The sequence below is a fragment of the Staphylococcus sp. GDY8P45P genome (assembly GCF_017892745.1).
In the GTDB taxonomy this organism is placed as follows: Bacteria; Bacillota; Bacilli; order Staphylococcales; family Staphylococcaceae; genus Staphylococcus; species Staphylococcus cohnii.
Genome location: NZ_JAESLS010000009.1, coordinates 258,069 through 270,908, shown reverse-complemented (window position 1 = coordinate 270,908; position 12,840 = coordinate 258,069). Strand labels below are relative to the sequence as shown.

General features: G+C 33.0%; 10 protein-coding genes. 5 read left to right on the top strand and 5 right to left on the bottom strand.

The features are described 5' to 3' along the window. The first annotated feature begins 37 nt into the window (after positions 1–37). The 5 genes from KA873_RS11135 (at position 38) to KA873_RS11115 (ending at position 6,061) form a co-directional block, all read left to right on the top strand. Positions 38–925, top strand: a complete 888-nt coding sequence (locus KA873_RS11135) for a DMT family transporter (RefSeq protein ID WP_107505192.1) — start codon at positions 38–40, stop codon at positions 923–925. Positions 926–938: 13 nt separating this feature from the next. Further along, positions 939–1,439, top strand: coding sequence for a preQ(1) synthase (queF, locus tag KA873_RS11130; protein WP_019469521.1), 501 nt, complete (start codon positions 939–941; stop codon positions 1,437–1,439). Positions 1,440–1,618: 179 nt separating this feature from the next. Further along, on the top strand, positions 1,619–3,133 hold the full coding sequence (locus KA873_RS11125; RefSeq protein WP_107505191.1) for a peptide MFS transporter: 1,515 nt from the start codon (positions 1,619–1,621) through the stop codon (positions 3,131–3,133). A gap of 261 nt (positions 3,134–3,394) precedes the next feature. Next, on the top strand, positions 3,395–4,903 hold the full coding sequence (locus KA873_RS11120) for a peptide MFS transporter (protein WP_210140381.1): 1,509 nt from the start codon (positions 3,395–3,397) through the stop codon (positions 4,901–4,903). A gap of 216 nt (positions 4,904–5,119) precedes the next feature. Then, positions 5,120–6,061 carry a diacylglycerol/lipid kinase family protein gene (locus KA873_RS11115; protein WP_107384936.1) on the top strand — a complete coding sequence of 314 codons (942 nt, stop codon included), beginning with the start codon at positions 5,120–5,122 and terminating at the stop codon, positions 6,059–6,061. A 209-nt stretch (positions 6,062–6,270) separates the two neighbouring features. Here KA873_RS11115 and KA873_RS11110 read toward each other — a convergent pair whose 3' ends face one another. From KA873_RS11110 to recQ, 5 genes are all read right to left on the bottom strand, one after another. Next, a complete protein-coding gene (locus tag KA873_RS11110) occupies positions 6,271–6,819 on the bottom strand; it encodes a 5' nucleotidase, NT5C type (protein WP_107505188.1) in 549 nt (182 codons plus the stop codon). A 230-nt stretch (positions 6,820–7,049) separates the two neighbouring features. Then, positions 7,050–8,105 carry a histidinol-phosphate transaminase gene (gene hisC, locus KA873_RS11105; RefSeq protein WP_107384934.1) on the bottom strand — a complete coding sequence of 352 codons (1,056 nt, stop codon included), beginning with the start codon at positions 8,103–8,105 and terminating at the stop codon, positions 7,050–7,052. A 190-nt stretch (positions 8,106–8,295) separates the two neighbouring features. Then, positions 8,296–9,810 (bottom strand): ABC transporter permease/substrate-binding protein, encoded by a 1,515-nt coding sequence (locus KA873_RS11100; protein WP_107384933.1) that lies wholly within the window; start codon positions 9,808–9,810, stop codon positions 8,296–8,298. Continuing rightward, entirely contained in the window at positions 9,807–10,769 is a 963-nt protein-coding gene (locus KA873_RS11095) for an ABC transporter ATP-binding protein (RefSeq protein WP_107384932.1), read from the bottom strand. The genes KA873_RS11100 and KA873_RS11095 overlap by 4 nt, the downstream gene beginning before the upstream one ends. A 287-nt stretch (positions 10,770–11,056) precedes the next feature. Next, complete coding sequence (gene recQ / locus KA873_RS11090) at positions 11,057–12,835, bottom strand: DNA helicase RecQ (protein ID WP_107384931.1); 1,779 nt, start codon at positions 12,833–12,835, stop codon at positions 11,057–11,059. Positions 12,836–12,840: the final 5 nt, after the last annotated feature.

The following is a 12,840-nucleotide window of genomic DNA, read 5'->3' as shown; positions in this document are numbered from 1 at the left end:
ATAGATACGTTAAAATTTTAAAATTGAGGCGATGTATGTGAATCCAAAAATAAAAGGTATTATTGCTATTCTAATTTCTGCAGTTGGCTTTAGCTTTATGTCTGTCTTTTTTAGATTAGCTGGAGATCTCCCTGTCTTTCAAAAATCATTGGCAAGAAACCTAGTAGCGATGTTTATACCTTTGTATTTTATATTTAAATATAAGCAACCACTTTTTGGTAAATTAAGTAGTCAGCCTTTATTAATATCTCGTTCTGCACTTGGTTTGATTGGCGTATTATTAAATATATATGCCATCGACCATATGATACTCAGTGATGCAGACACATTAATGAAATTGAATCCCTTTTGGACGATACTACTTAGTTTAATTTTCTTAAATGAAAGAGTACGCAACTATCAATTTGTTGCTATGATTGTAGCCATTTTTGGTATGTTGTTCGTTGTAAAACCTGAGTTTTCCTCATCAATGATACCAGCGATTGGTGGATTGTTATCAGGTATCTTCGCGGCAAGTGCCTACACTTGTGTTAGAGCATTAAGTAGTAGAGAAGCACCTTATACGATTGTTTTTTATTTTTCTTTCTTTTCTATAATAGTTCTCATTCCATTTACGATTTTTACATTCGAACCAATGTCTGTCATGCAAGTTGTTTATTTAATCGGTGCTGGCTTAGCTGCAGCTGCTGGTCAAATAGGTATTACTTTAGCATATAGTTTTGCACCAGCTAAAGATATTTCAATATTTACGTACGCATCTATTATTTTCACTGCGTTATTTGGTTTTATTTTATTTGGCGAATCACCAGATTTCTATGCTATTTTAGGTTACATCATTATCATTGGTGCAAGTTATTATATGTTTGAAAAAGCCAGACGCCAACCGCTAACAATTCAGAAAAAGGAACAAAAATCTAAATATTAAAGGAGCAATTACGATGTCTGAAGGACGTAAACAAGAAGATTTAAATGACATTACTTTACTAGGAAACCAAAACAATAAGTATGATTTTGATTATCGACCAGATGTATTAGAATCATTTGATAATAAACATCCAGGCCGTGATTATTTTGTTAAATTTAATTGCCCTGAGTTCACATCTTTATGCCCTATTACAGGTCAACCTGATTTTGCTACAATTTATATTTCTTATATCCCAAATATTAAAATGGTCGAATCTAAATCATTAAAACTATATTTATTTAGCTTTAGAAATCATGGTGACTTTCATGAGGACTGTATGAATATTATTATGAATGATCTCATCGACTTAATGGATCCACATTATATAGAAGTTTGGGGCAAATTCACGCCTCGTGGTGGTATATCTATAGACCCTTATACAAATTATGGCCGCCCTGACAGTAAATATGAAAAAATGGCAGAACATCGTTTAATGAATCATGACCTCTATCCAGAAAAAATAGATAATCGTTAATTCATTCCTACTATGAATAATCCACACGAACTAAAAATAATTCGTGTGGATTATTTTTTTATTTATTTCATTTAGATATTAAAACGCTTACTTATATAATTTTGTACTATTGATATATACACTTGTTATTTATGTGAAAACATTATAAAATAAATCCAACCATTTAGGGGAGGGAAATTATGAAACAGATAAGTTACACGCACGAGGAAATTATGAAAAGTACTCCGAGAAAGGGGTTCTTCGGACATCCAAAAGGACTAGGAACACTGTTTTTCACTGAATTTTGGGAGAGATTCAGTTATTATGGTATGAAAGCGATACTAATATTTTATCTTTATTATAGTGTGGCTGAGGGTGGTTTTGGTTTAAGCCAAGCCGTGGCAATGCAAATTGTCGCAATTTACGGAACTTTAATTTATATGTCAGGTGTTATTGGGGCATGGATTGCAGATCGGATAACCGGGACACAAAGCGCTGTCTTCTACGGTGGATTCCTGATCATGATTGGGCATATTTTATTGTCCTTACCTAATAATTTAACATTAGTAATGGTTGCGCTCGCAGTCATCATTGCAGGTACTGGTCTATTAAAACCAAACATTTCATCAACTGTTGGTGAACTGTATGATCGTAATGATGTAAGACGAGACGCTGCATTTACTTTATTCTATATGGGGATTAATTTTGGTAGTTTGTTTGCGCCATTACTTACAGGTTATTTACAAACTAGAGTAAGTTTCCATGCAGGTTTCTTAGTAGCTGCTATCGGCATGTTCTGTGGCTTAGTAGTATATGCACTAAAACGTAAGGTGAATTTAGGTTTGGCTGGTCGTAACGTGCCGAATCCTTTAACTAAACCAGAAATCAAAAAGTTCGTGTTATTTAGTTCAGGTATTATTGTATTATTTTTAGCATATTTATTAATTCTACATTTAAATAATGCCTTAAGCTTAGAAAACTTCAGCTTTTTAATTACCATTTTAGGTATCGTATTACCAATCTACTTGTTTATTAATATGATTTTACATAAAGACGTTACGAAAGATGAACGTTCACGTGTATATAGTTACATACCCTTGTATATTACATCTGTTGCTTTTTGGATGATACAAGAACAAGGGTCAACGATTCTCGCAACATTTGCAGATAAAAAGACACAACTAGAAATGTCTGTATTAACGAACGGATTAATTGATTTTTCAATTCCTGCCTCATGGGCACAATCTTTAAATCCATTGTTTATCATTCTCTTAGCGCCAGTCTTTGCAACGCTATGGGTTAAATTAGGTAAAAAGAATCCGCCTACGGTGCATAAATTTGCTTATGGTGCTATTATCGCTGGGTTCTCCTATCTAGTCATGATTATTCCATTGGCTACAGGCAATGACTTAATAAACCCATTATGGCTTGTACTCAGTTTCTTATTAATTACTATCGGTGAACTTTGTATATCTCCAGTCGGTTTATCAACTACTACAAAACTAGCACCAGTCACATTCACGGCGCGTATGATGAGCTTGTGGATGTTAAGTAACGCAACAGCACAGGGTCTTAACGCTCAACTCGTTGTTGTATACACAAAAATGGATCAAAGTGATTACTTTATGTATTCAGGATTAGTTGCAGTTGTTATCGGAGTTATATTATTGATTATTTCACCAAAAGTAAAACGTGCAATGAAAGGTATATATTAATCACTTAAACGATAATATTTTTTAATAAGCAATATAGAGATCTGGTTTTAAAGATTTCTATATTGTTTATTTTTTTGTAAAAATACACTGCCAACAATTTAAATATAACTAAATAAAAATTTATGTTTATATACAGTGATAATAAATCAGAATATTTTGAATATTGTTGTTTTGAGAATATTATTGAAATTTAATTTAATTAAGCGTAAAATCATTTTTATACATTCTTATAGGGAGTATGAAAGGACGGGGAATGTTTTTATGCAAAATCAAGATAAAGCCCATGAACAAGCAGTTCAATCTATTCCACAAAAAGGATTTTTTGGACATCCTAAGGGGCTAGGCGTATTATTCTTTGTTGAATTTTGGGAGAGGTTCAGCTACTACGGTATGCGTGCCTTGCTGATTTTCTACATGTATTTCGCTATCAAAGATGGCGGACTAGGTATGGATAAAGGCACTGCACAGTCTATTATGGCAGTATACGGTGCACTGATATACATGACATCTGTACTGGGTGGATGGATTTCCGATAGAATTACAGGGACGCGCGCAGCAACATTTTACGGTGGCGTGTTGATCATTATTGGACATATTTTCTTAAGTTTACCTTTAGATATTATAGGACTATTTATTTCTATGTTCTTTATTATTGTGGGTTCTGGTTTAATGAAGCCAAGCATTTCAAATATTGTCGGTAGATTATACCCTGATAGAGATACACGTATAGATGCTGGTTTTGTTATATTCTATATGTCTGTTAACTTAGGTGGATTAATTTCACCAATTATTTTAGATCGCTTTGTACATACAGGTAACTTCCACGGTGGTTTCTTAATCGCTGCGATTGGTATGGCACTTGGACTCGTATGGTATATATTTTTCAATAAAAGAAATTTAGGGCAAATTGGTTCAAAACCAACAAACCCATTAAATAAAAGCGAGAAAAAGAAATATAGCATTTTATTTGCTGCAATCATCGTAATCATTGCAGCGGTATTATTAATTACCGGCTTAACAGGTACATTATCATTTAACTTAGTTAGTACAACGGTACTCATACTAGGTGTGGCATTACCTATCATATATTTCACAATTATGATTCGAAGTAAAGAAATCACAGATGATGAACGCTCAAGAGTAATAGCGTTTATACCACTATTTATACTCGGTGTAATATTCTGGTCAATTCAAGAACAGGGTGCCAACGTACTTAACCTCTTTGCGTTTGAAAGCAGTGATATGAAATTAAATATATTTGGATGGAAAGCAGATTTCGGTCCTACGCTCTTCCAGTCGATCAATCCATTATTTATTGTATTACTAGCACCAGTGATTTCATTGATTTGGGCAAAAATGGCTCGACGCCAACCAAGTATAGCCACAAAATTTGTTCTAGGCGCAATATTAGCAGGTGCTTCTTACATAATGATTGGTTTTATCGGTCATTCAGCTGGCGGTACCGATATTAGTGTCAACTGGATTATTTTATCTTATATCATTTGTGTAATCGGTGAACTTTGTTTATCACCTACAGGTAACAGTGCAGCAGTTAAACTTGCTCCAAAAGCTTTCAACACACAGATGATGAGTTTATGGCTGTTAACTAATGCCTGTGCGCAGGCTATAAATGGTACATTAGTAAAACTAATCGAACCTCTTGGACACAAAAACTACTTCCTATTTTTAGGTAGTATTGCAGTTGTAGTTAGTTTAATTGTTTTAGCATTTGTACCAAAAATCATCAAAGGTATGCGTGGCATTAAATAGCGCATGCAAAAAGCCCTCTTCTCAATTTATTGAGTTAGTGGGCTTTTTCCATGTGCTAAAGCTTAGGTAAACATCGACCTAATTATCCTTGTATAATAGTATGAAGAAATCATTTGAATTGAAATATATGTTTCGCCCGCCAAAATATATTTATAACTATAGAAATATGGGTAAAGTGAATAAGCAACAAAATTTAAAAGAATATGGTGAAGAAAATTGGAAAATACTAAATTCAAACACGGTGTCTTATTTTATCATGAATATAGTGGTATTAAAGATATATATCGAGGACTGGGAGATGTAGCAGCTTCTTTAACTACGTTTTGTAAACATCTGTCAATCCAACTAAGTGAAGATGAAGGTGATATCATAAGATTTTGCCAGAAGATTAAAGATCAAAGTTACAGTGACGATGTAGATATCATTTTTCTCCTTGGTGGAGATGGTACTGTCAACGAATTAATCAATGGCATGATGCAACATGAATTGAATATCCCTATTGGTATTATTCCAGGTGGTACGTTTAATGATTTCGTTAAAACATTAAACCTAAGTCCACGTCATAAAATAGCCAGTCAACAACTTATTCAATCAGAGTTACAATCTTATGATGTTATGAAAATAAATGATCAGTATGCACTAAACTTTGCTGGATTGGGTCTCATTGTTCAAAATGCAGAAAATGTTCAAAATGGCAATAAAGACATTTTTGGGAAATTGAGCTACGTAGGGTCTACTGTTAAAACTTTACTTAATCCGGAGCACTTTGATTATCAATTAACCGTTGATGGTAAAGTAATTGATGGTAATACTGCCATGCTTGTTGTTGCTAATGGGTCATTTATAGGAGGCAGTCGTATACCTTTAACAGACCTTTCACCTAGTGATGGTTATCTGAATTTATTTATCTTCAAAGAACACAGTTCAAGTGTACTGAGTGATATATTTAAACAAAGAGATAGTATGAACTGGAACCACATGACAAACGGTATTCAGCATTTATTAGCCAAAGATATCAAAATAGAGACTAAACCTGAAATGAAAGTAGATATCGATGGCGAAATTGCATTAAAAACACCCATCCATATCGAAGTTATACCAAAAGCAATTCAAATTTTGACGTTACCTGAAAACACACCTGACACTGAATATGAATAAACACACTATATATAATGATTAATAAAAAAGGACTAATCCACGTACATATGGATTAGTCCTTTTGATATAGTGTTAGAACGTGTTTACTTACTTGAAATATAGATAGCCCTTAACCTTTCACTCATAACATATTCAAATGTCCCACATTATAAGTATAACATCATTAAATTTTATATTTAAACACCAAAAACATATTCATGTCATTTGTATTATATATCGTAATCACGATCACCCAAGAAATATTTTTCAACATCATACCAATCATTCACACGTGTAAAACGATCATCGTTAACATTATGTGATGCTGTATACATAATTGGTTTACCAGTAAATATAGCTAACTGACGAGGGTTGTCATCTATGAGATAGTCCGCGTTTACGATATCTTTACGACCACAAAAAACAAAATGCTGTGGGTCTAAAAACGGAAAATACTCTCTTAACCATGCATATTTATCATGAAACGATGTAGGAACGTCCATTGCAGCAGTAGCAATATAGACATCATAATACTCAGTTAGTTTTTTCACAACTTCTTGTGAATGTGCCATCACTTTTAATTTTTTGAAAAAACCTGGTTCGCGTAAAATTTCATGCAATAACCCATCATGTTCAGGCATAGCATGACGTAATTTTTTACCATCCAACATATCATATGTTATTCCTAAATCTGTACGTTTATTCACATCTTCAATCAATGCACCTACTGTATCAGCAAGTACTTCATCCATATCAATAGCAATTGATTTTCTAGTCATCTCGTACTCTACTCCCTTTTAAGTTCTTGTTCATTAACAATGATAACGCATTATTACATTGGTCATCTTAGAACATGATCTTGTTTATCACTATTAGTATAGCAAAAAACGTTCAATGAAACCAAAATTGTATATGAGCATATCATAATATACTATATAAATTAATTATTTTCATTATATAGTTTAAGCTTTATACATTTTAATTTATTGAACGTTATAAATACTACTTTTTATAAATCAAAGTTATTTAATACTTCGATCATTTTATCATTTTGCTCAGGGAAACCAATCGTAATTCTGACACCATTCGGAAATTCTCTTGTAATGCACCCTTGTTTTAACAATGCTTCATATAATTCGTGAGGTCGCGACGTGTTCACAAAAATAAAGTTCGTTTGGCTTGGATTTAATTTATGACTACTAACTGAATCAAAGAATTTTGCTCTTTCTTGTGCATTTTTTTCACGAATAGAATCTAAATAATCTTGATCTTCTAACGCAGCAAGTGCAGCGTGTTCTGATAATCGCCCTACATTAAATGGTGGTCGTATAATATTCCATTTTTCAATCGCTTCTTGAGCAGCAATCACATATCCAATACGCATGCCGGCTAATCCATATGCTTTAGAAAATGTTCTCAGTAAGAAAGCATTTGGAAATTGTTCTTGTAAAGCTAATGAATTCGGAAAGTCTTCAGCTGTCGCGAATTCAACATAAGCTTCATCTATAATTACCGGTATATCTTGAGGTACACGTGATAAGAATCGTTGCAAGTCTTCATGAGTAAAGTATGTGCCGGTAGGATTATTAGGGTTACACAACCATACAAGCTTAGTGTAGTCATCAACTTCAGAAAGTATGCCTTCTAAATCAAATCCACCATCTTTTAGTGGTACTTGTACAACATCTGCTGCTTCAACTATGGCATTATGATAATACTGACCAAAAGTCATTTCACTTGTAACAATTTTATCTCCTTTGGTTAAAACAGCACGTGAAATCATTAATATCACTTCATCTAATCCTGCACCAAATAAAATACGTGCTGGGTCAACATTCAAATGTTTACTTATCGCTTCTTTAATTAACGGAGAACCCGTTTCAGGATAAAATTGCAATTCATCTAAATGCTGCGTGATTGCGTCTTTCACTTTAGGTGACGGTCCATATAAATTTTCATTAGAAGCTAATTTATAAAGTTCACCCTCAATCCCATATTGTTCTTTTAGTGCTCTTGGTGATAAACCTGGTTGATATGCTGATAATTGCTCTATTTGTTTTTTCATTGTTGATTCGGGCCTCCTTGAATTTACAGAAATTTCAAAACTTAGTAACCATTATATACCTTATTTCCATTGGAAATCAATGTAACTTAAATTTTTAAAGCTAGAATTTAATCAAATATAAATACGAGTTCAACTTAATGCATTTTTGTACGTAGTAAAATGCATTGTTAAACTCGTATTGTCTTATGAATTAATCAATTAAATGATGTTTCTCTAGATAGTTTTTTGCTACCTCATATGGATCTTCTTTTTTTACTGTAACTTCATAATTCATTTCTTGCATATCTTCATCAGAAATCTTACCTGCTAATTTATTAAGCGGTGCTTTAATTTCAGGATGATCTTTTAAATACGATGTTTTAAACATAGGAGCGCCTTGATATGGAGGGAATACTTTTTTATCATCTTCTAATACAACCATATCATATTGTTTTAATTCAGCATCTGTTGAATATGCGTCGATTAAATTAATATCTCCGCTTTCAACTGCTTGATATCTTAATTTCGGCTCCATCGTCTTCACGTCACCGAAATCTAAATCATATGCTTTTTTAACAGCTGGGTAACCATCCTCACGATCATTAAACTCTAATGTGAAACCTGGTTTAATTTGATCGCTCACTTTGTTTAAGTCACCTATCGTTTTAATATTATGCTTTTTCGCAAAATCTTTTTTCACCGCTAATGAATAAGTATTATTATATTGCATTGGCTTTAACATAGTCATATCGTATTTATCTTCTAAACTTGATTTTGCTTGTTGATATACTTTATTTTCTTGTTTAGACTTCAAATCTTCTTTTGTTAACTCTCCAAGTACTGTACCCGTAAACTCAAGGTAGCCATCTATATCGTCAGATTTCAAGGCATTAAATAGGAATGAAGTTTTCCCCATGCCATCTTTCACTTCTACTGTATCATCTGTTTCTTCTTCAATTAAAATTTTATACATATTAGTAATTACAGATGGTTCTGACCCAAGTTTACCTGCTAATGTAATTTTATCTCCTTTTTGAGCAAACATTGGTCCAATAATCACTAATAACAGTATTATAATAATTGCACCAAGAGAAATAAGCAATTTTTTATAGGATAGTTTTTGCATATAACGTAAAACTAAATCAAATAGAATTGCTAATAAAGCTGCAGGAATCGCACCAATAATAATCAATGATGTGTCATTTCGATCTATACCTAAAAGAATCAAATCACCAAGACCACCTGCACCAATTAACGCTGCTAATGTAGCAGTACCTATAATCAATACCATTGCTGTTCTAATACCTGCCATAATTACTGGCATGGCTATTGGCAATTCCACTTTCGTTAATCTTCGACCTGGTTTCATACCGATACCCTTAGCTGCTTCAATTAACGAGCTATCTACCTCATTGATACCTGTGTATGTATTTCTTAATATCGGCAACAATGCATAAACTACTAATGCGATCACTGCTGGTACCTTACCTATACCAAACAGCGGTATCATCAAACCAAGCAAAGCTAATGATGGAATTGTCTGTAACACGGCTGCGATATTCATCACAACCTCAGAAACCTTGCGTGTCTTTGTGAGTAAAATGCCTAGCGGTACCCCAATTACTGCAGCAATGAGCAATGCAATAAACGATATTTGGATATGTTCAAATATGGTAGTTAACAATTGTCCTTTCCGATCTGAAAGTGTATTTATTAATTCATTCATCTTTGACTACCCCCTGTATGCTCCGATAGATATTTAAACATATCTTCGCGTTTAAGCACATGCTGTGTAGCAGTCGAATCATCATTAATAATGATTGCATCGTGGTTAGCTAAATCACTATAAATGCTTTTAATAGACGCGTTACTATTAACAATAGGATAACCTTTGGTAGCTTCCTGTTCATTAATCGTTAATTCACCGATAAGTTCTGATAGTTTTACGTCTTTTTCTATTTTCAGTGATTTATCCCCAACAAATTGTCTTACAAAATCACTTTTAGGATGATTAACCATATTGTCAGGTGTATCTATTTGCTCTACATGTCCTTTGTTTAATAGACAAATTCTATCAGCTAGCTTCATCGCTTCTTGTATATCATGTGTTACAAAAACGATTGTTTTTTTAATTTTTTGCTGTAATGCTATTAAATCATCCTGCAGCTTTTCTCTGCTAATTGGATCTAATGCACTGAAAGGTTCGTCCATCAGAATAACTGGTGGATCTGCAGCTAATGCACGTACCACACCAACACGTTGTTGTTGTCCACCTGATAATTCATCTGGTTTTCTATCTTTAAATAGTTCTGGCTCTAAGCCAACCATATTTAATAACTCATCTATACGTTTATCAATATCTGCTTCTTTCCATTTTTTCATTTGTGGCACTTGTGCAATATTCTCTTTTATCGTTAAATGCGGAAATAATGCAATTTGTTGTAAAACATAACCAATATCCCAGCGCATTTCATATACTGGATAGTCACTAATTGGTTTCCCTTTAAAATAAATAAATCCCTCTGTTAATGAAATTAAACGATTAATCATTTTTAATGTCGTTGTTTTACCACAACCTGAAGGTCCGATTAAAACAAAAAATTCACCTTCTTTTATATTAAAGCTAAGATCATCTACAGCTTTCTTATCCCCATAACGTTTCATAACATTTTTAAATTCTATCAATTTGTCACCCTCACTCTTCTCATTGCCTTTACTATCACTTAAAAAAATTCACATAGTTAACACATAACCGATTTACTAACAATTTAACCTTTTTAATCACAGTTAAATAAAACAAATACGAAGTTAATTCAAACTCATCAATATTACTATTACATTTGTGCCTGTATAGTATATTAATCGTTGTCAAATTAACTTCGTATTTTTTGCAATCATTTCAATGTAAAATACCAATACCGTTAAAATTAAGTATATGGGATTATATATTCTAAAAACAATTATTTGCTCAACTAAATTTGAGCTTTATAAGATTGTATTGTTTCTAAAAATATTGGACAGTAGTGTTTTAATTTATAACTTCCAACACCATCAATTAATATCATATCTTGTTTTGATTCTGGTTTTCTCTTTGCAAATTCTTCCAAAGTGAAATCTGAGAAAATGCTTACTGGTGGAATAGTTAATTTTTCACTTAATTGTTTACGTACAGCAACTAATTCATCGAATAAAGCACGGTCTACACCTTCTACAGTGTTGATGTTAACCTTTTCTTTTGATTTGCGTTTAAATGGTGTTGTATATATCGAAATTTGGTTATTAAGCAGTTCCTTTACAGAAACATCACAGGTTAATATTTCATCGTGTTCATTCAAAAATCCTTTAAATCGCAATTCATCAATAAGATGACTGAGTTCAGAAGTCGTATAGTTTTTCATAATACCATGCGTTGTCAATTGATTATAATCACAATAACGAATGTAATCAGAGTCTTCGCCCCTTAAAACTTGAATAATGACACTATAACTTTCTTGCTGTTTCATACGTGCAATACAACTCACTATCATCTTCGCTTCGTTCGTCATGTCATATGTTTTATTTTCTCTAACACAATTACTACATTGTTCACATTCTTCTAGTTTTTCATTAGGTTCAAAATAATGTACAAGTGTTGCTTCTAGACACTTTTTAGTTTTCGTATATAGCAACATTTTATTCAATTTTTCACCCATTTTTTCTTTGTAATCATCGTCTGCTTTTGAAGATGAAATGAAATATTGGTGTAATCCAATGTCTCTATCGCTGAATAAAAGAATACAATCACTCTTCAATCCATCACGACCAGCACGTCCCGCTTCTTGATAATAAGACTCTAAATCACCAGGCATATTATAGTGAATCACAAATCGCACATTAGATTTATCAATACCCATACCAAATGCGTTCGTTGCTACAACGACACGCACGCGATCATATACAAAATCATTTTGTGCTGCTTCACGCTCTTTATTGGATAAACCAGCGTGGTATATTGTGCTACTAATTTTATTGTTTTCAAGTGCTTCATGTAGTTCTTCTACTTGTTTACGTGTCGAGCAATAAATAATGCCTGCTTCTTTTTGATGATCTTTAACATATTCTAATACGAACTTTTGACGTTGGTACGTTGGATTAACTTGAAATATTAAATTACGTCGTTTTGTACTTGTTTTAATTTCGTCATGCTTATCGATATTTAAACGATCCATAATATCTTTTTGTACTTCAATTGTTGCCGTTGCTGTTAATGCTACAATTGAAAAATCTTGTGGCAAGGCAAAAACCTTATGGATGACTTCCTGATAACTTGGTCTAAAATCATGTCCCCATTTTGAAATACAATGGGCTTCATCAAAGGCAACTAAGTGTATATCTAACTGCTGTAATAAGCGCATAAAATTAGCATTGTCAAAACGTTCCGGTGCAACATATAAAAATTGGATTTCTCCACTTTTTAGTTGTGCTTGAATCTCTTTTTGTTGCTTTTGAGTCAAACTACTATTTAAATATGCTGCGCGAATGCCCATGGCCTTTAATTGATCAACTTGATCTTTCATAAGTGAAATTAATGGGCTGATTACGATTGTCGTACCACCCAACATTAATCCTGGCACTTGGTAACAAATTGATTTTCCCCCACCAGTTGGTAAAACGCCAAGCACATTACGATGATCCATTACTTTAGTTATTATTTCTTTTTGACCTGGACGGAATGTGTCATAGCCAAAATAATGTGATAATGTTGCTTCCATGTTAT

What these genes read in the sequence shown, in the direction of transcription:
- queF (WP_019469521.1), top strand. Translation starts at nt 939, where the DNA reads ATGTCTGAAGGACGTAAACAAGAAGATTTAAATGACATTACTTTACTA.
- KA873_RS11125 (WP_107505191.1), top strand. Translation starts at nt 1,619, where the DNA reads ATGAAACAGATAAGTTACACGCACGAGGAAATTATGAAAAGTACTCCG.
- KA873_RS11120 (WP_210140381.1), top strand. Translation starts at nt 3,395, where the DNA reads ATGCAAAATCAAGATAAAGCCCATGAACAAGCAGTTCAATCTATTCCA.
- KA873_RS11110 (WP_107505188.1), bottom strand. Translation starts at nt 6,819, where the DNA reads ATGACTAGAAAATCAATTGCTATTGATATGGATGAAGTACTTGCTGAT.
- hisC (WP_107384934.1), bottom strand. Translation starts at nt 8,105, where the DNA reads ATGAAAAAACAAATAGAGCAATTATCAGCATATCAACCAGGTTTATCA.
- KA873_RS11100 (WP_107384933.1), bottom strand. Translation starts at nt 9,810, where the DNA reads ATGAATGAATTAATAAATACACTTTCAGATCGGAAAGGACAATTGTTA.
- recQ (WP_107384931.1), bottom strand. Translation starts at nt 12,835, where the DNA reads ATGGAAGCAACATTATCACATTATTTTGGCTATGACACATTCCGTCCA.